18 protein-coding genes are annotated in these 21,040 nt (G+C 70.6%); 15 read left to right on the top strand and 3 right to left on the bottom strand.

What is annotated here, in order from left to right:
* A complete protein-coding gene (locus LL239_RS12715) occupies positions 1-1,338 on the top strand; it encodes a class II 3-deoxy-7-phosphoheptulonate synthase (protein ID WP_228163810.1) in 1,338 nt (445 codons plus the stop codon).
* 75 nt (positions 1,339-1,413) lie between these two features.
* Here LL239_RS12715 and pknB read toward each other — a convergent pair whose 3' ends face one another.
* Together pknB and LL239_RS12725 are read right to left on the bottom strand one after the other, a co-directional pair.
* Complete coding sequence (gene pknB / locus LL239_RS12720) at positions 1,414-3,342, bottom strand: Stk1 family PASTA domain-containing Ser/Thr kinase (protein WP_228163811.1); 1,929 nt, start codon at positions 3,340-3,342, stop codon at positions 1,414-1,416.
* Between the two features lie 54 nt (positions 3,343-3,396).
* Positions 3,397-4,413, bottom strand: coding sequence for a LysM peptidoglycan-binding domain-containing protein (locus LL239_RS12725; protein WP_228163812.1), 1,017 nt, complete (start codon positions 4,411-4,413; stop codon positions 3,397-3,399).
* Positions 4,414-4,550: 137 nt separating this feature from the next.
* Here LL239_RS12725 and LL239_RS12730 point away from each other — a divergent pair, with 137 nt between their 5' ends.
* Positions 4,551-4,895, top strand: a complete 345-nt coding sequence (locus tag LL239_RS12730; RefSeq protein ID WP_228163813.1) for an Rv2175c family DNA-binding protein — start codon at positions 4,551-4,553, stop codon at positions 4,893-4,895.
* A gap of 21 nt (positions 4,896-4,916) precedes the next feature.
* On the opposite strand, the gene LL239_RS12735 is transcribed toward LL239_RS12730, so the two are convergent.
* Positions 4,917-5,954 (bottom strand): polyprenyl synthetase family protein, encoded by a 1,038-nt coding sequence (locus LL239_RS12735; protein WP_308218582.1) that lies wholly within the window; start codon positions 5,952-5,954, stop codon positions 4,917-4,919.
* A gap of 118 nt (positions 5,955-6,072) precedes the next feature.
* Between LL239_RS12735 and LL239_RS12740 the strand changes: the two genes are divergently transcribed.
* From LL239_RS12740 to ftsZ, 13 genes are all read left to right on the top strand, one after another.
* A complete protein-coding gene (locus tag LL239_RS12740) occupies positions 6,073-6,459 on the top strand; it encodes a DUF3040 domain-containing protein (RefSeq protein ID WP_228163815.1) in 387 nt (128 codons plus the stop codon).
* Positions 6,460-6,743: 284 nt separating this feature from the next.
* Positions 6,744-7,175 carry a division/cell wall cluster transcriptional repressor MraZ gene (mraZ, locus tag LL239_RS12745; protein ID WP_228163902.1) on the top strand — a complete coding sequence of 144 codons (432 nt, stop codon included), beginning with the start codon at positions 6,744-6,746 and terminating at the stop codon, positions 7,173-7,175.
* A 97-nt stretch (positions 7,176-7,272) separates the two neighbouring features.
* Positions 7,273-8,226 (top strand): 16S rRNA (cytosine(1402)-N(4))-methyltransferase RsmH, encoded by a 954-nt coding sequence (gene rsmH / locus LL239_RS12750; RefSeq protein ID WP_228163903.1) that lies wholly within the window; start codon positions 7,273-7,275, stop codon positions 8,224-8,226.
* Positions 8,223-8,831 (top strand): hypothetical protein, encoded by a 609-nt coding sequence (locus LL239_RS12755; protein ID WP_228163816.1) that lies wholly within the window; start codon positions 8,223-8,225, stop codon positions 8,829-8,831. Before rsmH ends, LL239_RS12755 begins: the two co-directional genes overlap by 4 nt.
* A gap of 4 nt (positions 8,832-8,835) precedes the next feature.
* Positions 8,836-10,632, top strand: coding sequence for a peptidoglycan D,D-transpeptidase FtsI family protein (locus LL239_RS12760; protein WP_228163817.1), 1,797 nt, complete (start codon positions 8,836-8,838; stop codon positions 10,630-10,632).
* A 52-nt stretch (positions 10,633-10,684) separates the two neighbouring features.
* Positions 10,685-12,097, top strand: a complete 1,413-nt coding sequence (locus LL239_RS12765; protein WP_228163818.1) for a UDP-N-acetylmuramoyl-tripeptide--D-alanyl-D-alanine ligase — start codon at positions 10,685-10,687, stop codon at positions 12,095-12,097.
* The gene (gene mraY, locus LL239_RS12770) at positions 12,094-13,200 is read left to right on the top strand and encodes a phospho-N-acetylmuramoyl-pentapeptide-transferase (protein ID WP_228163819.1); all 1,107 of its coding nucleotides are present in this window, start codon (positions 12,094-12,096) and stop codon (positions 13,198-13,200) included. Before LL239_RS12765 ends, mraY begins: the two co-directional genes overlap by 4 nt.
* The gene (gene murD / locus LL239_RS12775) at positions 13,197-14,723 is read left to right on the top strand and encodes a UDP-N-acetylmuramoyl-L-alanine--D-glutamate ligase (protein WP_228163820.1); all 1,527 of its coding nucleotides are present in this window, start codon (positions 13,197-13,199) and stop codon (positions 14,721-14,723) included. Before mraY ends, murD begins: the two co-directional genes overlap by 4 nt.
* Before the next feature lie 12 nt (positions 14,724-14,735).
* Positions 14,736-15,974, top strand: coding sequence for a putative lipid II flippase FtsW (gene ftsW / locus LL239_RS12780; RefSeq protein WP_228163821.1), 1,239 nt, complete (start codon positions 14,736-14,738; stop codon positions 15,972-15,974).
* 115 nt (positions 15,975-16,089) lie between these two features.
* Positions 16,090-17,163 (top strand): UDP-N-acetylglucosamine--N-acetylmuramyl-(pentapeptide) pyrophosphoryl-undecaprenol N-acetylglucosamine transferase, encoded by a 1,074-nt coding sequence (locus LL239_RS12785; protein ID WP_228163822.1) that lies wholly within the window; start codon positions 16,090-16,092, stop codon positions 17,161-17,163.
* A 190-nt stretch (positions 17,164-17,353) separates the two neighbouring features.
* On the top strand, positions 17,354-18,760 hold the full coding sequence (gene murC, locus LL239_RS12790; RefSeq protein ID WP_228163823.1) for a UDP-N-acetylmuramate--L-alanine ligase: 1,407 nt from the start codon (positions 17,354-17,356) through the stop codon (positions 18,758-18,760).
* A 3-nt stretch (positions 18,761-18,763) separates the two neighbouring features.
* Positions 18,764-19,696 carry an FtsQ-type POTRA domain-containing protein gene (locus tag LL239_RS12795; protein WP_228163824.1) on the top strand — a complete coding sequence of 311 codons (933 nt, stop codon included), beginning with the start codon at positions 18,764-18,766 and terminating at the stop codon, positions 19,694-19,696.
* A 150-nt stretch (positions 19,697-19,846) separates the two neighbouring features.
* Positions 19,847-21,025, top strand: a complete 1,179-nt coding sequence (ftsZ, locus tag LL239_RS12800; protein WP_228163825.1) for a cell division protein FtsZ — start codon at positions 19,847-19,849, stop codon at positions 21,023-21,025.
* Positions 21,026-21,040 lie beyond the last annotated feature (15 nt).

Below are 21,040 nucleotides of genomic sequence, written 5' to 3' on the forward strand. Positions count from 1 at the left end.
GTGAATCAGCAGCTCCACGACCTCGACCACTGGCGGACCCTGCCCATCAAGCAGCAGCCCCAGTGGTATGACGAGGCCGCGGTGGCCGCGGCATCCGCCGAACTGGCCACCCTCCCGCCGCTCGTCTTCGCCGGCGAGGTCGACATCCTCCGTGACCGACTGGCCCGGGCAGCCGCGGGCCAGGCGTTCCTCCTCCAGGGCGGCGACTGCGCCGAGACCTTCGCCGGCGCGACCGCCGAACAGATCCGCAACCGCATCAAGACCGTCCTTCAGATGGCCGTGGTGCTCACCTACGGCGCCTCGATGCCCGTGGTGAAGATGGGACGTATGGCGGGGCAGTTCGCCAAGCCCCGTTCGAGCGACACCGAGACGCGCGGCGACGTGACGCTGCCCGCTTACCGCGGCGACATCGTCAACGGTTACGACTTCACGGAGGAATCGCGCAAGGCCGACCCCGCGCGCCTGCTGAAGGGCTACCACACGGCTGCCTCGACCCTGAACCTCATCCGCGCCTTCACGCAGGGCGGTTTCGCCGATCTGCGTGAGGTGCACAGCTGGAACAAGGGCTTCGCGAGCAATCCCGCCAACCAGGCGTACGAGAGCATGGCGACCGAGATCGACCGTGCGATCAAGTTCATGGAGGCTGCGGGTGCGAACTTCGACGAGCTGACCCGCGTGGAGTTCTACACCGGCCACGAGGGTCTGCTCATGGACTACGAGCGCCCGATGACCCGCATCGACTCCCGTACCGGTCTGGCATACAACACCTCGTCGCACTTCCAGTGGATCGGCGAGCGCACGCGCGAACTCGACGGGGCGCACGTGGACTACTTCTCGAAGATCCGCAACCCCATCGGGGTGAAGCTCGGCCCGACGACCACGCCCGAGACCGCTCTCGCCCTCATCGACAAGCTCGACCCCGAGCGCGAGCCCGGCCGCCTCACGTTCATCACGCGCATGGGCGCGGGCAAGATCCGCGAGGCCCTGCCGCCGCTGCTCGAGGCGGTGCGCGCGTCCGGGGCGACGCCGCTGTGGGTCACCGACCCGATGCACGGCAACGGCATCACGACCCCGACCGGCTACAAGACGCGGCGTTTCGACGACGTCGTCGACGAGGTCCGCGGGTTCTTCGAGGCGCACCGCCAGGTGGGCACCCACCCGGGTGGCATCCACGTCGAGCTGACCGGAGACGACGTCACCGAATGCCTCGGCGGGTCGGAGATGATCGACGAGGCCACCCTCGCGACGCGGTACGAGAGCCTGTGCGACCCGCGTCTGAACCACCGCCAGAGCCTCGAACTGGCGTTCCTGGTGGCCGAGGAGCTCGAGAAGCGCTGATCCGCGGCTACGAGTCCAGGCAAGAGTGCCCCCGGGTTGTTGCGACCCGGGGGCATTCTGTCCGAATCGGCGGGATCAGCCTGTGCTGAACACCCTCACGGACGTGCCGGGACGGTGACTCGTTCCCGGCTCGGGATCGGTGCGGCTGACAGTGAAGATGCCCCATACCAGCTCGGGCAGGGCGGTGCCCGGCTCGAAGCCGGCTGATCGTAGTGCATCCATCGCTTCCGCGACCGTTCGGCCCGAAACGTCGGGGACGACGATCGGCCGCGGCCCCTCCGAGATCAACAGGGTGACGGTCTCACCGGGGCGCCAGTTGCCTTCCTCCGGCCGGTCCAGGATGCCGATGACCGCTCCTTCGTCGATCGAGTTGCTGTACTCGGTGGGACGTTCACCCGACACCTGGAGGCCCGCGGCCTCGAGCTCGCGGACTGCGCGGTCGACGCCGAGCCCGGCGACATCCGGCACTGGGCCGCTGGAGACGAGCATCGACGCGGAATCCCCCTCAAGAACGGTGCAGCCGTCCGTGCACGAGAACGGCTCGCCGCCGGCCCGGGGCGTCACGGTGACCGAGAGCACGGTGCCCACGTCAGCGTCGGCGAACTCGCGGGCGTCGTCGCCGACGGTCACCACCGCGTTGTTCAGCATGCCGCGGGCATCGTCTGCTGGTAGGCCGCCCAGTGCCTCAATCTGGTGGGATGCCGGCCCGATGGAGACGAACACCGTGACGACGGTGCCCTTGTCGAGCCGTGTGTTCACCTCGGGGTCGGAACCGACGGTCGTACCGGCCGGGATCTCGCGGTCGTTGACCTCCTGCGGTTGCGCGGCGAGCTGCTCCTGAGTCAGCAGCGCCTCAGCGTCGGCGTAGCTCATGCGCGAGACGTCCGGCACCGCCACGAGCGACCCCGGACCCGAGCCGAACCACCACCCGGCCGTGGCCGCGCCGGCGGCGAGCATCAGGACCAGGGCGAACAGCCAGATACCGCCCGTGGTGCGTCGACGGGTGCGCTGGCGCAGGCGGGTCGCGTTGTCGACGTTCTCGGCAGGTGTGGAGGGCGCCGCCGCGGTCTGGGGCAGGACCTTCGTCAGCTCGCGGGACTCGGCGTCGCTCGCCGCCACGGTGCCGACGGCGACGGCGCGGGCGACCTGCGGAGCCAGCCCGAGCTCCTTCTCGACCTCCCGCAGTCGTTCGAGCATCGCCCCCGCGTCGAGCGGGCGCTCGGCGGGCTCGCGCTCGGTCGCCCAGAGCACGAGCTCGTCCAGCTGCTCGGGGACGCCGGGGTTCTTCGCGCTCGGGCGAGGAACGGAATCCGTGGCGTGCTGATAAGCGATCTGCATCGGCTGCTCGCCCTTGTACGGCTGCTCGCCGACGAGCATCTCGTAGAGCATGATGCCGAGGGAGTAGATGTCGCTGCGGGCGTCGGCGGTTCCGCGGGTGACGAGCTCGGGCGCGAGATACGCGATCGTCCCCATCAATTGAGCGCCGCTGGCGGTGTTCGCCGTGGTCGCGCGCGCGAGACCGAAGTCGCCGATCTTGATGCGCCCGTCCTCGGCGAGCAGCACGTTCTCGGGCTTGACGTCACGGTGCACGATCCCGGCGCGGTGGGCGGCCGCCAGGCCCGAGAGGATGGCATCCATGATCGTCAGGGTCTGATCGACCGTGAGGCGGCGGTGCTCGCGGAGCAGCTCGCGCAGCGTGATGCCGGGCAGGTACTCCATGACCAGGTAGGCCATGTCGCCGTCCTGGCCCTGGTCGAAGACGTTGACCACGTGCGGGTCGGACAGTCGCGCCGCCGAGCGGGCCTCCTGGATGAACCGACTCTGGAAGACCGTGTCGTCGCTGAGGTGGCCGTGCATGACCTTCAGCGCGACCCGGCGCTCGAGACGCAGGTCGGTGGCGACGTACACCGTCGCCATGCCGCCGCGCGCGATGCGCGCGCGAACCCGGTACCGGCCGTCGACGAGACGGCCGATCAGCGGGTCGGCCTGCTGACTCGTGCTCACGGGTCGAGTCTACGGAGCGTGCCCTGGGAGCCCGGGGAACGGCTCACCTTCGCATCAGCCGAGAACGGCGAGCCACATCGTCGCCGGAGACTCCCACTGCGCATACCGGTCGGGGTAGGCCGAGATCTGCACGGCCTGCGCGGCGTCGGCGAAGGCCATGCTCTCCCAGCCGGGGATGTCGAGGAGACCGCGGGTGGCCGAACCGTTCGGGTCGGCGGCACCCGCGTAGAACACGCGGGTCGAGCGTTCGCGGTCGAGGATCTGCTCGGGGCTACCCCAGCCGCTGCTCGGGCGCTGCTGGAACAGCCCCAAGGAGTCGCGGTCGCCCCAGTCGAGGTTGCGCAGCCACGATTCCTGCATCGCGGTGCCGAGCGCGATGGCGATGCCGCGGTCGGATACGCCGAGCTCACGTCCGATGCGGATGATCAGACGGGCGTTGTCGGACTGCTCGGCGTCGAGTCCCGGCGCCGTCGCGGGACCCGCGGATGCCACGGAGCCCGCGGCGGCGCCCGAACCGGCCGCGGGGATCTGCAGGGTCTCGCCCGGGTAGATGATCGAGGAACGGGTCAGGCCGTTCGCGGCCAGGACCGCATCCGTCGAGACGCCGTTCGCGGAGGCGATCGCGGACACCGTGTCTCCGGGGCGCACCTCGTGCGTGCCCACCATGGGGGCGGGCGCGGGGGAGGCGGGTACGGGTGAGGCGGGTGCGGGCGAGGTGCCCGCCGCGGGCGGGGACGGGACGAGGCTCAGCACCTGCCCGGGCCGGATGATGGTGCGCCCGTCGAGGCCGTTCGCGCTGAGAACCGTGGCGGTGTCGAGTCCGTGCGCGCGGGCGATCGCCCACACGGTGTCGCCGGGCTGCACGGTGTACGACACCGGGGCGGGGACCGTGGCGAGCGCCGGGGCGCCGAGCGTGCGCGGCGAGGGCGGAACGGCGGACAGGGCGGACGCCGGCGGCGCGGCGTGTGCGGCGTTCTCGCCCGCGAGTGCGAGAGCGATGCTGCCGGCCACGGCAGCGGGCCAGACCGTTCGGGCGCGCGGGCGCGCGGGGAGGGCGGGGAGTCGTCGCATGGTGGGGGATCCGTTCTTCCGACTGCCCGCCACGGTCGCATGGCGCGGGACGGATGTCAACGCGTGAGGCGGATGTGACGAATGTGACCGAAGGGGAGATCGGCGTCGGACGCGCTCCGGGATGAGATAGTGGCAGGGTGACCGAGACGCCCCGCTACGCGACCGATTGGCTGACCCTTCCCGACCTGGTCGAGGTGCTCGGGGAGCCGCTCGGACGCGTCCGCCGCCTGCTCGATGAGAGCTACCTGATCGGCACGCGCCGCGACGGCGTGCTCCGCGTACCGGCGGTCTTCATCGTCGACGGCCGCCCGCTCCCGTCGCTGCGCGGCACGATCATCGTGCTGCACGACGCCGGGTTCGACGCCGACGAGACCATCGACTGGCTCCTGGAGCCGGAGGAGACGATCGGGGTGGCCCCGATCGAGGCTCTCCGGGCCGGACGCAAGAGCGAAGTGCGTCGCGTCGCGGCCACCCTCGCCTGACATCCGCGGCGACCCGCCGGTTCAGGACGTCCGCTGCGTCGCCGCCCGCGCCAGCGCCCGCAACTCCGCCACGGCACCATCGCCGAGGCGTGCCCCGTCGAGAGCGTTCTCGGCCTGTCGCTCGTACTGCGCGATGAGCTCCTCGGTGCGCGCCAGCGCCCCCGTCTCGACGATCGTCTGCTGCAGAGCCTGGATGCGCACGGCATCCAGACCCCTATCGCCGAGCATGCCGTCGAGATCGGCGCGCCGGTCGGCGGGCAGCGCGTGTCGCGCGTACGCGACCAGGACCGTGCGCTTGCCCTCGCGCAGGTCGTCGCCCGAGGGCTTGCCGGTCACGGCGCTGTCGCCGAAGACGCCGAGCACGTCGTCGCGGAGCTGGAACGCCATGCCGATGTCGTGCCCGAAGCGGCCGAGCGCTTCGATCTGAGCGTCGTCGGCGCCCGCGAGGGCCGCGCCGATCTGCAGCGGCTTCTGGATGCTGTAGCGCGCGGATTTGTACGAGGCCACGCGCAGGGCGCGGTCGGCGTGGCTGTCGTCGGCGTGGGCGACGTAGGCGGATTCCTCCGCGACGTCCAGGAACTGACCGATCGTGACATCGCGGCGCATCTGCGCGTAGTGGCGGCGGGTCGGACCCGCCGTGGGGACGCCGTCGAGGGACTCCTCGAGCAGATCGTCGCTCCAGGCCACGAGCAGATCACCCAGCAGGACGGCGCCGGAGCGTCCGAACGCCTCGGCGTCGCCCGCCCAGTCCGCCGCCTCGTGCACCGCCTGCAGCGCCCGATGGGCCGCCGGCTGGCCACGCCGGGTGTCGGAGTTGTCGATGAGGTCGTCGTGCACGAGGGCGGCTGCCTGGAAGACCTCGAGAGCTGCGGCGACCCCGATCGCGGCCGCATCGGACGCGACCGGCTCTGCGGGGGAGACCTCATCGACGGCGCGGCGAGCGGTGAGCAGGAATCGGGCCCGCAGGCGCTTCCCGCCCCGCAGCGAAGAGGCCCCCGCGAGGGCCATCTTCTCCGCTTCCGTCCCCAGACCGGAGGCGTACGATATCTGTTCAGACACGAACTTGTCGAGTCGCTGAGAAACAGCCTCGATCGGTTCCGGGGAGGTCGGCACGGGCCTAGCCTAGTGATCCACGCCCCGCGTAGAATCGAACGCACTGAGCAATAGAGGGGGATGCATGCCACTCTCCGAACAGGAGCAGCGTCTGCTGGACGAGATGGAGCGCCATCTCATGAGTAACGACGCCGACGTCGTCACCGCTCCCAGTCGCGCGCTCAGCTATCGCAACATCGTCCTCGGCTCGATCCTCGTGCTCGCCGGTCTCGGCGCCCTCATCGCGGGCGTCTCGATCGGTTTCAACACCGGGGTGCTGGGCATCGCGGTCGGTGTCGTCGGGTTCCTTCTCATGGTGGCCGGCGTGGTCTTCGCCGTCACCCCCACGCGCAACTCGTCGCGACTGTCGTCCGTCCGTGGCGCCTCCGGCCCCCGCGCCCCGCGTGCGTCGGGCGCATCGTTCATGGACCGTATGAACGACCGATGGGATCGACGCAACGAAGGTCGCTGACCCTCCCACCTCTTCACCGGACACCGGCTCCTCGGAGCCGGTGTTTTTTTGTGCCCCGGTGATGCGGTGGCCCTCCCTTTTCCTCCACCGGAGGGTCTTGTCGGCCCCGGCGCGGGTGTCGTCCCGCGCCATGGGGCGGATCGCGCGGGCGCTGATCGGTCGCGGTGCGGACCATACACGTCACCGCAGTCGCCCAGAAGTCCCACATTTCGATAGCGAAGTGGAGGGCTGTGGAGTAAAGTGGGGGAAACTTCGCAGGCCGGACGAAGGGGGTGGACGCCCGAATGCTGCTCGGCACGCACACCCCCAAGCTCGACGACAAAGGGCGCGTCATCCTGCCCGCGAAGTTCCGTGACGATCTCGGAGCCGGAGTGGTGATCACCCGGGGGCAGGACCGCTGCCTCTACGTGTTCAGCACCGAGGAGTTCGAGCGCGTCCACGAGCGGATCCGCGAGGCTCCGCTCAGCAACAAGCAGGCCCGCGACTTCCTGCGCATGTTCCTTTCGGGGGCGAGTGCCGAGAAGCCCGACGGGCAGAACCGCATCACCGTCCCCCCGGCGTTGCGCGCCTACGCCGGCCTGGACCGCGAGCTCGTCGTGACCGGTGTCGGCGCCCATGCCGAGATCTGGGACGCCGGTGCCTGGAACGCCTACGCCGAAAGCAACGAAGAGACCTACGCCGAGATGGAGCAGGAGGTGATCCCGGGACTGTTCTGATCGCCGGCTGTGATTCCCAGCCGCACGCCCTGACGCACTTCCCCGGCGCCAGGTCGAGCGGATGGGGATCAGAGCCCACGAATGGATCCCCGTCATCATGGACATCCGCGACATCCACACCCCGGTGATGCTCGAGCGCTGCGCCGAACTGCTCGCGCCCGCCCTGAGCCGCGACGGCGCCGTCTTCGTCGACGCCACGCTCGGCATGGGCGGCCACTCCGAGGCGTTCCTCGAGCGCTTCCCGACCGCGCGACTGATCGGGCTCGACCGCGACACCGACGCACTCCGCATCGCGGGTCAGCGCCTGGCGCGGTTCGAGGGGCGCACGACGTTCGTCCACACGGTCTACGACGGCATCGCCGCGGCAGTGGCCTCGGCCGGGGTCGAGAAGGTCGACGGCATCCTGTTCGACCTCGGTGTCTCGTCGCTGCAGCTCGACGAGGCCTCCCGCGGGTTCGCCTACGCGCAGGACGCCCCCCTCGACATGCGCATGGACCAGACCTCCGGGATCACCGCCGCCCACGTGCTCGCCACCTACGGCGAGGGAGACCTGCGCCGCATCTTCGAGCGCTACGGCGAGGAGAAGCTCGCAGCCCGCTACGCCCGCGCGATCATCGCCGCGCGCCAGCAGGCTCCGCTGGAGCGCACCGGTCAGCTCGTGGACATCCTCCAGGCGGCCACACCGGCCGCGGTGCTGCACGAGCGGCATCCCGCCAAGCGGGTCTTCCAGGCACTGCGCATCGAGGTCAACGCCGAGCTGTCGGTGCTCGAGCGCGCCATCCCGGCGGCGCTGAGTGTGCTGGGTGTCGGCGGGCGCATCGTCGTGCTGTCGTACCAGTCGCTCGAAGACCGCCTGGTCAAGCGCGTGTTCGCCGAGGCCTCGGCATCCACTGCTCCGCGCGGGCTACCCGTGGAGCTGCCCGAGCACGCCCCGAAGTTCCGGTTGCTCGTACGCGGCGCCGAACTCGCCGGTGACGACGAACGCGCGGTCAACCCGCGTGCCACCCCCGTGCGTCTGCGTGCGGCCGAGCGGATCCAGGAGGACGCATGAGCGCTCCCCAGACCATCGACGCGGCGTTCCTGCCGGAGTTCCCCATCCCGGTGCGAGAGCCCCGGCGCCTGCACGTCGTCGACGCGCCCGCGCGCCGTCGCGTCCCGCGCCGCGCCTTCGGCGTCATCGCCGTGCTCGGCGCGGTCACGATCGCCCTGGTGCAGATGGGTCTGTCGATCCTCACCACGCAGAGCTCGTTCGAGATCGCCTCGCTCACCCAGCAGCAGCGCGACCTGACCTACCAGAAGCAGATCCTGTACGACGAGGTGGCGGGTTTGAACTCGCCGCAGTATCTCGCCGCCAACGCCGCCGCCCTCGGCATGGTCATCGACGAGACGCCGACCTACCTGCGACTCAGCGACGGAGCGGTCATCGGCTCCGGCAAGCCCGCGGAGGGCGCCTCCTCGGTGGATGCCATGGGGCGGGGATCGGTGCGCAACGCCCTCATCTCGGGCGTCCCGCTCGTGACCGATCCGCAGAAGGCTGCCGAGCCCGACACCGCCGTACCGGCCGACGGCGCCGCCGCCGACCCGAGCGCTCCGGCCACGGGTTCGGCGACACCCCCTCCGATCAGCGACGGTCTGCCGACGCCCGCGACACGATAAACCCATGACGACGACCCTCTCGCGCTCCCCGCGGCGACGTACGGTGGTGGCCCTGTCCATCGTGCTCGTCGTGCTCGTCGCCTTCGTCGTCCGCCTGGTCGACATCCAGGTCGTGAACGCGCGCGAACACGTGGACGACTCCCTGGCGATGGGGCTGCAGAACTCCCGCGTCGAGTACGGCTCGCGCGGCGCCATCGTCGACGAGAACGGGGTGACGCTGGCCTCGAGCGTGCACCGCTACGACGTCCAGGTCGACCCGATGCTGGCCGTCCAGGGCGTGGCCGATCGCGGCGACGACGAGACGCAGGCGACGACGCGCACGTGGCCCGACATCGCCGCGCAGATCGCGCAGGTCACCGGGCAGGACGCGGCGGAGGTCGAGAAGGTCGTGACGGATGCCGTGGCAGCCGACCCCGGCTCGCGGTACGCGATCATCGCCGAGGACGTCTCGACCGAGCAGTACCGGGCCCTGGCCGAGCTGGGACTGCCGTTCCTGACCTTCCCGCCCAGGGCCGGCCGCGTGTACCCCGACGGCGCGGTGGGGGGCAACCTCCTCGGCTTCGTCGGCAGCGACGGACAGGCGCTGGCGGGGCTGGAACTCGCCGACAACGACTGCCTCGCCTCGCGGGACGGCGAGGTGGTGTTCCAGCAGGGACGCGACGGGGTCGTGCTGCCGGGCACCGAGGTGCAGACCGAGCCCGCCGTCGACGGCGGAACCCTGAAGCTGACCATCGACCGCGACCTGCAGTGGTACATGGGACAGCTCATCGCCGAGCAGGTCCAGAACACCGGCTCGGTGCGCGGTGCGATCACCGTGGTCGAGGCGAAGACCGGAAAGGTGCGCGCCCTGGCCGAGTACCCCACGGTCGACCCCAACAACCCCACGGCCACGCCGTCGGAGGAGCGGGGCAGCTGGGCGTTCACCGACCCCAACGAACCGGGCTCGACCTTCAAGGCGCTCACCGCCGCCATCGGTCTGGACAGCGGCTCCTTCACCATGGACACCACCGTCACGGCCTCGTCGAGGGAGACGCTCCGCGGAGGCGCTCGTGTCTCCGATTCCTTCGCGCACGGCGCGAACAACTACACCCTGACCGGCGTCCTCATCGACTCCTCGAACGTCGGCATCTCCAAGTTCGGCGAGATGATCCCGGCCCAGACCCGCTACGACTACATGAAGAAGTTCGGGTTGGGCACGCCGAGCGCCATCGACTTCCCGGGTGAGTCCGCCGGCATCCTGCACCCCGTCGACGAGTGGGGCGACCAGACCTTCTACAACACCACGTTCGGTCAGGGTCTGGCGGTGACGATCCCGCAGCTGGTGGGTGTGTACCAGACGATCGCGAACGGAGGCGTGCGAATGCCCCTCTCCCTCGTCGAAGGATGCACCGCCGCGGACGGCACCGTCACCGACGTCCCGTCCGCCGAGGGGGAGCGCGTGATCTCCGCCGACACCGCTTCGAAGGTGTCGCAGATGCTCGAGAACGTCGCCACGCAGGGGACACTGGCCTCACAGGTGGCCATCCCGGGCTACCGCGTGGCGATCAAGACCGGTACGGGTGAGAAGACCGACCCGAACACGGGCGCCTACAAGCCCGACGCGTACTTCACGACGATGATCGGTTTCGCCCCCGCCGACGACCCGCAATACATCGTCGCGGTCAACCTCGACGAACCGCGAACGGTAAAGTCGTCTGCGGCCAACGCCCCCGCCTTCCAGAAGGCGCTCACCCAGGTGCTCAAGAACTATCGGGTGATCCCGTCCGGTTCCACCACCCCCGAACTGCCCAAGTTCGGCTGAGACGCCGGATGCCGGCCTCTCCCCGAAACGGAAAGGGCGTCCGTACACAGCAATGATCCCCACCAGCCTCTCCCACATCGCCTCCGTGCTCGGCGGTCGCCTCGTGCTGCACGGCGACGACACCCCCGAAACCACCGTCTCCGGGCTCGTCGACACCGACTCTCGGCTCATCGAGCCCGGCGGCGTCTTCGTCGCCAAGCCCGGTGAGACCACCGACGGACACCTGTTCGTACCGGCCGCGATCGAACGCGGAGCGGCCCTCGCCCTGGTCGAGCGCGAACTCGACCAGCCGGTCAGCCAGGTCGTGGTCGCCGACGTCGTCACCGCCCTCGGCGAGCTGGCGCGGGACGTGGTCGCGCGCGTGCGCGCCGCGGGCGACCTGCGCATCGTCGGCATCACCGGCTCCAACGGCAAGACCACGACCAAGAACCTCCTCGCGCGCATCCTCGCGGACGAAGGTCTCACCGTCGCCCCGCGCGCCTCGTTCAACAACGAGGTCGGCGCGCCGCTGACGATGCTGCGGGTGACCGAGGACACCCGGTTCCTCGTGAGCGAGTTCGGTGCCAGCGCGCCCGGCGCCATCGCCCGTCTCGCCGGCCTGGTGACCCCCGACATCGGCGTCGTGCTGATGGTCGGCATGGCCCACGCGGGAGGCTTCGGCGGCATCGAGTCGACTTTCCACGCCAAGAGCGAGCTCGTGCGCGCCACCCGCGAGGGCGGTCTCGCGGTGCTCAACGCCGACGACCCGCGCGTGGCGGCCATGGAACCGATCGCCCGCGAACGGAACCAGCAGGTCCGCTGGTTCGGACGCGGTGAGCGCGCGGACGTGCGCGCCGTCGACGTCGAGGTGTCGGCATCCGGAACCCGAGCCCAGCTGGTCGTCGACGGCGAGGAGCACACGCTCGAGCTGCGAGTCCTCGGCGAGCACCATGTGATGAACGCCCTCGCCGCGATCGCGGCGGCCACGGCGCTGGGGGTGTCGGCGGCCGATGCCATCGCACGCCTGTCGACCGTCGAGCTGGCCGAGCGATGGCGCATGCAGCCCCTCGGATCGGAGCGGGTGCGGATCATCAACGACGCGTACAACGCCAGCCCCGACTCCATGGCCGCCGCCCTCCGCACGCTCGCGCAGATCACCGGCCCCGGGGAGCGCACGGTCGCGGTGCTCGGGGCGATGAGCGAGCTCGGCGAATACGCCGACGAGGAGCACGATCGCGTGGGCCTGCTCGCGGTGCGCCTGCGCATCCAGCGCATCGTGGTGATCGGCCAGGAGGCTCGCCGCATGTACCTCGAGGCCATCGCCCAGGGGTCGTGGGACGGCGAGGCCGTGTTCTTCCCGGATGCCGATTCGGCCTACGACTACCTCCTCGGCGAGCTGCGCGACGGCGATCGCGTGCTGGTGAAGTCGTCCAACTCCGCCGGGCTGCGGTTCCTCGGCGACCGTCTGGGAGAATCGTTCGCGTGAGATCACTTCTGACATCCGCGGGGATCTCTCTGGCCTTCACACTGTTCCTCACTCCGGTGTTCCTACGGGGCTTCCGGAAGTGGGGCTGGGGACAGGTCATCCGCACGCCCGAGAACGTGCACAACCCCTCGCACGGGGCCAAGCGCGGCACGCCCACGATGGGCGGCACGATCTTCATCCTCGGCACGATCATCGGGTACTTCATCGGGGCGTACGCGGGCAACAACCCGCCGACCGTGTCGGGACTGCTCGTGCTCTGGCTGATGCTGGGCTTCGGCGTGGTCGGCTTCATCGACGACTACATGAAGGTCCGGTTCCAGAACAGCCTGGGCCTGTCGGGGTGGCGCAAGATCGCCGGACAGGTGATCGTGACGGTGCCGTTCGCGATCGTCGCCCTGAACTTCCCCAACGCCGTCGACCAGACCCCGGCGTCGGAATACATCTCCGTCTTCCGCGACATCCAGGTGCTGTCGCTGTTCGCGCTGGGCCCGATCCTCGGCTGGCTGCTGTACCTCGCGTGGATCTCGCTCATCGGCACCGCGGCATCCAACTCGGTCAACGTCGCCGACGGTCTGGACGGCCTGGCCGCCGGATCGGGGATCTTCGTCGTCGGTGCTTACAGCCTCATGGCCTTCTGGCAGAACAAGCAGATGTGCGCCGATGTGCTCGACCCCTCGGTGCAGGCCGGGTGCTACGCCGTCCGCGACCCGTTCGACCTCGCGATCGTGTCGGCCTCGTTCGTCGGTGCGCTCGTCGGGTTCCTGTGGTGGAACGCGCCGAAGGCGAAGGTCTTCATGGGCGACTGCGGATCGATGGCGATCGGCGGGGTCATCGCGGCGATGGCGATCCTCACGCGCACCGAGCTGCTGCTCGTCCTCATCGCCGGCGTCTACGTCATCGCCTCGGGCTCGGTGATCCTTCAGCGCATCTACTTCAAGATCACCCGCGGGAAGCGTCTGTTCCTCATGAGCCCCCTGCATCACCACCTCGAGATGCGCGGGTGGCCCGAGGTGACGATCGTCGTGCGCATGTGGATCATCGCCGGCCTGCTCGCCGTCTCGGGCGTGGGCTTCTTCTACGTCGAATGGCTGGCGCGCGTATGAGCGCGGAACGGGTGGCATCCCTGAACAGCTGGTACGCCGACTGGAACGGTCTCAAGGTCGCGGTGCTTGGTCTGTCCATGACCGGGTTCTCGGTCGCGGACACCCTCGCCGAGCTCGGCGTCGAGGTCCTCGTGGTGACCGAGAAGGCCGACCCCGAGTATGCCCGTCTGCTTCCGGTGATCGGTGCCGAGCTTCACGTCGGTCCGCTCGACGCCGTGCCCGACGTGCTCGTGGACTTCGCTCCCGACGTCGTGATCGCCTCTCCCGGGTTCCCTCCCTCGCACCCGCTCATCACCTGGACGCAGCGCACCGGCATCCCGCTGTGGGGCGACGTCGAGCTGGCGTGGCGCGTGCGCGACAAGGTCGTACGCCCCGACGGACGGCCCGCCGATTGGGTCCTCATCACGGGGACCAACGGCAAGACCACGACCACGCGACTGACCGCCGAGATGCTCGTCGCCGGCGGACTGCGCGCGGTGCCGGTCGGCAACATCGGCACGCCGGTGCTGGACGCGGTGCGCGATCCGAGCGGCTTCGACGCCCTGGTCGTCGAGCTCTCCAGCCATCAGCTGTGGTACCTCAACCTGCAGACCGGCGACGATGCGCTGTCCCCGCACGCCGCCGTGTGTCTGAACCTCGCCGACGACCACCTCGAGTGGCACGGCAGCCCGGCCGCGTACCGCGACGCCAAGGCCGGCGTGTACACCCGGACGCGCGTCGCGTGTGTCTACAACAAGGCCGATGCCGTCACACGCGAGATGGTCGAGGAGGCCGAGGTCGTCGAGGGAGCCCGCGCCATCGGCTTCGACCTCGGCGTCCCCGGGCCGAGCGACCTCGGTGTCGTGGACGGCATCCTGGTGGACCGCGCATTCCTCGAGGAGCGCGCCACCTCGGCTCTCGAGCTCACCACGGTCGCCGATCTCGCCGAGCGCGGACTGGCGGCTCCCCACGTCGTGTCGAACATCCTCGCCGCGAGCGCCCTGGCGCGATCCCTCGGCGTGTCGCCGGCCGACATCCACGACGCCCTCGACCGGTTCCGTCTCGACCCGCATCGGATCCAGGTCGTCGCCGCGCACCGCGGCGTCACCTGGGTCGACGACTCCAAGGCCACGAACCCCCATGCCGCGGGATCGTCGCTGGCGGCCTATCCGGGCGCGGTGTGGGTGGTCGGCGGGCTCCTCAAGGGCGTCGACGTCAACGACCTCGTGCGCACGCGCGGCGCCGCGACCCGCGCGGCCATCGTCATCGGTACCGAGCGCGGCGAGATCGTCGCGGCGTTCGAGCGACACGCCCCGGCGGTTCCGCTCTTCGAGGTCGACCACACCGAGACTGAAGACGTCATGGCACGGGTCGTCGAACTGGCGGCCGACGTGGCCCGGGACGGAGACACCGTGCTCCTGGCGCCCGCGGCGGCGTCGTTCGATCAGTTCGCCTCCTACTCCGACCGCGGTGAGCGATTCGCCGACGCGGTGCGGGCGTGGATCGCCGGTCACGACGACGGAACGGCCCGACCGCACGATTAGGGGGAACACCGCGTGACCACCACCGCACCCCCGCCCCGACAGGCCCCCGAGGACGAACCCGCACGCTCGGGACTGGCCGCTCGCGTCTCGCTCGGTCGCGCCTTCCAGCCCGTGCCGAGCGAGTTCCTGCTCATCGCATCGGCGGCGCTGCTGCTCACCGGCTTCGGGCTCGTGATGGTGCTGTCAGCGACCTCGGCTCTCGACGGCGGACAGAACCCGTTCGATCACGTGCTCAAGCAGGGCATCTTCGCCGTCGTCGGCATCCCGCTGATGTTCGTCCTCAGCCGCGCGCCCATGCAGTTCTGGAAGGGCATCGCGTGGCCGGTGCTCGTCTTCGCGACCCTGTTCCAGCTGCTGGTCTACGTCCCGGGCCTCGGCATCGAGTCCTACGGAAACCGCAACTGGGTGCAGATCGCCGGGTTCCAGTTCCAGCCGGCCGAGTTCCTCAAGCTCGCACTGGCGCTGTGGATGGCGGCGGTGCTCTACCGCAAACGGCGCCTCCTGACGTCGTGGAAGCACGTGTTCATCCCCGTCGTCCCCGTCGCCGTACTCGTGATCGGCACGGTCCTCGGCGGACGCGACCTCGGAACGGTCATGATCCTCGTGCTCGTGGTGCTCGGGGCGCTGTTCTTCGCGGGGATCAAGCTGCGCATGTTCATCGTGCCCGCGGTGCTCTCGCTCGCGGTCGTGCTCGTCTCGGCTTTCGGCAGCGAGAACCGCATGGCCCGCATCGCGAGCCTGTTCGACCCCGACGACGCGTCGTGCTACTACACCTCCTGCTACCAGTCGCTGCACGGCGTGTGGGGGCTGGCCAGCGGGGGAGTGCTGGGCCTCGGGCTCGGCAACTCCAAGGAGAAGTACGACTGGCTCCCCGCCGCGGCCAACGACTACATCTTCGCCATCATCGGGGAGGAGCTGGGGCTCATCGGATGCCTCGTGGTGCTGGTCCTGTTCGCCCTGTTCGCCGTCGGCGCGTTCCACATCATCCGTCGCACCGACGATGCCTTCGTGCGCATCGTCGCCGGCGCGATCACGCTGTGGATCGTCGGCCAAGCCCTGGTGAACATCGGCGTCGTGCTGCGCATCTTCCCCGTCCTGGGCGTTCCGCTGCCGTTCATGTCGCAGGGCGGCACGTCGTTGCTGTCGGTGCTCATCGCGTGCGGGGTCCTGCTCTCGTGCGCACGGACGCTGCCCGATCGCCGAGCTGTGGCTGCGGCACCCGCCCGGACCCCCGCCCGTCGACTCCGCTGAGGTCCGCGTCCGCGCGCCGTCGCGGGTGGTGGTTTCGTCCCGTTCGCGTGATCCGGCGCTGCCTGTGCCGGCACGGTGGCATCCGGGGTTCCGTCGCTCTGGTTAGGGTCGAGGGGTGACGACCACGCTTCTGGCCGGCGGCGGGACCGCCGGACACGTGAACCCCCTGCTCGCCGTCGCTGACGGTCTCCGCGCGCGCAACGCCGACGACGAGGTGCTCGTGCTCGGCACGCGCGAGGGGCTGGAGTCCCGGCTCGTCCCGCTGCGCGGGTACGAGCTGCTCTTCGTCGACAAGGTGCCGTTCCCGCGGCGGCCCGACCGCGCGGCGGCGGCGTTCCCGTCTCGCTTCCGTCGCGCCATCGGTCAGGTGCGTCGGGTCATCCGCGAGCGCGGTGTGGACGCGGTGGTCGGCTTCGGCGGATACGCCTCGGCGCCGGCGTACGTCGCGGCGCGATGGGAACGTGTCCCGTTCGTCGTGCACGAGGCCAACGCCCGGCCGGGGCTCGCGAACGTTCTGGGTGCCCGTGCGGCCGCCGGGGTCGGCGTGGCGTTCGAGGGCACGCCGCTGCGCGGTGCGCAGGTCGTGGGCATGCCGTTGCGCCGTGAGATCGTCGACCTCGACCGCGCGGCGCTGCGCTCCGAGGCGGCCGCGCACTTCGGACTGGATGCCACGACCCCCACGCTCCTCGTCTTCGGCGGTTCGCTCGGGGCGCAGCGCCTGAACGAAGCGTTCGGCGGCGCGTGGCAGGACGTCCTCGGGGCCGGTTGGCAGCTGCTCCACGTGACCGGCGAGAAGTCCGACCTCGCCGACCCCGGCGTGCCCGGGTACGCGTTGGTGAGGTACGTCGACCGCATGGACCTCGCCTTCGCGCTGGCCGACTTCATCGTGTCGCGCTCGGGCGCGGCGACGGTGAGCGAGATCAGTGCCCTCGGCATCCCCGCGGTGTACGTGCCCTATGCGGTCGGCAACGGCGAGCAGAGCCTCAACGCGGCCGCGGCCGTGCGGGCGGGGGCAGCGCGCCTCATCGCCGACGCGGAGTTCACCGCCGACCGCGTGCGGGCCGAGATCGTCCCTCTGCTGCGCGACGCCCAGGCGCGGGAGCTCATGCGCGCCGCCGCCGCGCGAACCGGCACGCGCGCCGGCACCGAGAACGTCATCGGCCTCCTCGACGCGGCGCTCGCGCGCTGAGCGGCCGACCGCTGCCGCGGCGCCTGGCGGCCCGTCCGGCGGACGTCTCCGGCGGCACGCCGTATCGCGGTGTCGTGACCCGGCGTGTCGCCGACCGGGTCCGCAGGACGGCACGGGCGCGTCCGCGCGGCGGACCGCACGGGCGCGCCGGGGGCGGGCTGTCGGCCGGGCGACGTAGGATCGCAAGGTCATGATCAGACCCGACCTGAGCCTCCCCATCCCCGAGACCATCACCTCCGCGCACTTCATCGGCGTGGGCGGCTCGGGCATGTCCGGACTCGCGCGCATGTTCCTCGACCGCGGCATCCGGGTGTCCGGCTCCGACCGTGCCGACAGCGCGGCGCTGCGCGACCTCGCTGCGCGCGGAGCCACGGTCCACGTGGGTCACGACGCGGCCCATCTCGGTGACGCCGACACGGTCGTCCACACCGGCGCCATCTGGCCGGAGAACCCGGAGTTCGTCACGGCCAAGGAGCGCGGCCTGCACGTGATCCACCGCTCGCAGGCGCTGCACTGGCTCATCGGCGGCCGGCGGCTCGTGTCCGTCGCGGGTGCACACGGCAAGACCACCTCGACCGGCATGATCGTGACCGCGCTGCGGGCCCTCGAGGCCGACCCGACCTTCGTCAACGGCGGTGTCATCGCCGACCTCGGCGCCTCCAGCGGCACGGGCTCGGACGATCTGTTCGTCATCGAGGCCGACGAGTCCGACGGCACGTTCCTGCTCTATGACACCTCGGTCGCCCTCATCACGAACGTCGACCCCGATCACCTCGACCACTACGGCTCGCGCGAGGCGTTCGACGCCGCCTTCGCTCGGTTCGCCGACGCGGCCCGCGAGGCCGTGGTGGTCTCGGCCGACGACCCCGGCGCCCGCGCCGTGACGGCGCGTCTGACGCACGCGAACGTCGTGACCTTCGGCGAGGATGCCGCCGCCGACGTGCGTCTGACCGATGTGCGCACCGACGGTCCGGTCGCTTTCACCCTGACCGCGGGGGGCGAGAGCGTCGATGTGCGGCTGCGCGTGCCCGGCGCCCACAATGCCGTGAACGCGGCGGGAGCGGTGGCTGTGCTGCGCGTCCTCGGGTTCGGGCTCGCCGAGGCGGCCCGCGCGGTCGAGGGGTTCGGCGGCACGGTGCGGCGCTTCGAGCTGCACGGCGTCGAGCGCGGAGTGAGCGTCTACGACGACTACGCCCACCATCCGACCGAGGTCGCCGCGGCGCTGTCGGCGGCGCGCACGGTCGTGGGCGAGGGGCGGATCATCGCGATCCAGCAGCCGCACACCTACTCCCGCACGCAGGAGATGTACCGCGAGTTCGCCGAGGTCCTCGAGGCCCTGGCCGACCACACGGTGATGCTCGACGTCTACGGCGCGCGGGAGGATCCGGTTCCCGGCGTCACGGGCGAGCTGGTGAGCAACGCCTTCGCCGACCAGTCCCATGTGCACTACGTGCCGGACTGGCAGAGCGCCGCCGATTACACCGCCCGCATCGCCCGGCCCGGCGACTACGTCATCACCCTCGGCTGCGGCAACGTGTATCAGATCATCCCGCAGGTGCTCGAGGCGCTCTCCCGCACCGAGGCCGCGGCGGTCTGAGCCGTGCGTCGGCCCTCGCCCCTGCCCCCGGCCCCGGGGTCGCCGTCCGGCGCGCCGCGGGGCGCTGACGAACGGGGCGAGGGATCCGGCTCCGCGCGCGTCCACGACGCCGAGGTCGTCCCCCTGCCGCTTCCCTCCGCCGCGGAGCCCGCCGCGACGGCGCCGGACGCCGATCTGGGGTTGCGCGACGTGTGGCGCGCGTCCCGGGCGCGCCGCCGCGCGCTGCGCGCCGAGGTGCGCCGCTTCACCGTCCGGCAGCGCCGGCGCCGCCGCATGTGGATCGGTGTCGGCATCGCCTTCGTGGTGATGGTGCTCGGTACGGCGGGCGCCGCCTACAGTCCGCTCTTCGCCGTGGAGCGCGTCGAGGTCGTGGGGACGACGCAGCTGGATGCCGCGGCGGTCGCGGATGCGCTGAGCGGTCAGGTGGGCACGCCGCTCGCGCTGGTCGACGACAGCGCGGTCAAGGCCGCGCTCGTGCGATTCCCGCTCGTCGAGTCGTACACGTTGGAAGCCCGCCCGCCCCACGATCTCGTCGTGCGGGTCGTCGAGCGCACACCGGTCGGGGTGATCGAGACGCCGGCCGGGTTCACCCTCGTGGACGCGGCCGGCGTCGTGCTGTCGACGACCCCCACCGCTCCGGGCGGGCAGCCGGTGATCGAGGTCGCCGACGGCACCGATTCCGACGCGTTCCGCGCGGTCGGTCGCGTCGTGCGCGCCTTGCCGGATGGCATCCGGGCCCAGGTCACGGGCGTCTCGGCGTCCACGCCGGACGATGTCACGCTGACGCTCGGCGCGACCGGGACCCGGGTGGTGTGGGGGAGTGCGGACCGGTCGGTCGAGAAGGCGCGCGTTCTGGACCTCCTGATGCAGAAGAGCCCGCCCGACCGCACCCGCGAGTACGACGTCACCTCGCCCGAGGCGGGCGTCATCCGCTGATCCGCGCCGCGATAATCCGACACGCCGCGTGTCGGGCCGGTGTCGTGGGTGGGTCCGCCTACCTTCGAGCTAAGGAATTGCATACCGGGCAATTCTTTAACCCTCAACATGAGGTTTAGAGTTTCAGGTTCGGGGATAACGGAGGCCGGCATGAGCCAGAACCAGAACTACCTCGCCGTCATCAAGGTCGTCGGTGTGGGCGGAGGCGGCGTCAACGCCGTCAACCGCATGATCGAGCTGGGCCTGCGCGGCGTGGAGTTCATCGCGATCAACACCGACGCCCAGGCGCTGCTGATGAGCGACGCCGACGTCAAGCTCGACGTCGGACGCGAGTTGACGCGCGGCCTCGGGGCCGGTGCGGATCCCGAGGTGGGCCGTCGTGCCGCCGAGGACCACGCCGAGGAGATCGAGGAGGCGCTGCGCGGCGCCGACATGGTCTTCGTCACCGCGGGTGAGGGTGGCGGAACGGGTACCGGCGGCGCACCCGTCGTGGCCAAGATCGCCAAGTCGATCGGCGCACTGACCATCGGTGTCGTCACCAAGCCGTTCTCATTCGAGGGTCGTCGCCGCCAGAGCCAGGCCGAGGGCGGCGTCTCGCGCCTGAAGGAAGAGGTCGACACCCTCATCGTGGTGCCGAACGACCGTCTGCTCGAGATCAGCGACCGTGGCATCTCGATGATCGAGGCCTTCGCCACGGCCGATCAGGTGCTGCTCGCCGGTGTGCAGGGCATCACCGACCTCATCACGACCCCGGGTCTGATCAACCTCGACTTCGCCGACGTCAAGTCGGTCATGCAGGGCGCGGGTTCCGCGCTCATGGGCATCGGATCGGCGCGCGGTGCCGATCGCGCGATCAAGGCCGCCGAACTGGCCGTCGAATCGCCGCTCCTCGAAGCCTCCATCGAGGGCGCCCACGGTGTCCTGCTGTCGATCCAGGGCGGGTCGAACCTCGGCATCTTCGAGATCAACGATGCGGCCCAGTTGGTGAAGGAAGCCGCGCACCCCGAGGCCAACATCATCTTCGGAACCGTCATCGACGACACCCTCGGCGACGAGGTGCGTGTCACGGTCATCGCGGCCGGTTTCGACGGGGGAGAGCCCTCGCTGCGGATCGACCCCGTCGGCGCCCAGCGCCCGGTGGCCGCCCCGGCGGTGCCGGCGATCCCCGCCGACGACGTCGCGCGCGACCTCGACGCCGCCGAGGAGCAGAAGGCGCAGACGTCGGAGCGGACGCCTGAGCAGGCGCCCGTCGCCGCGCGCGTCCCCGACACGTCCTACGACTCCGGCTTCGCCGACGACGACCTGGACGTGCCCGACTTCCTCAAGTGAGCACGAACGACTGAC

It is taken from the genome of Microbacterium testaceum (assembly GCF_020781835.1).
Classification (GTDB): domain Bacteria; phylum Actinomycetota; class Actinomycetes; order Actinomycetales; family Microbacteriaceae; genus Microbacterium; species Microbacterium testaceum_H.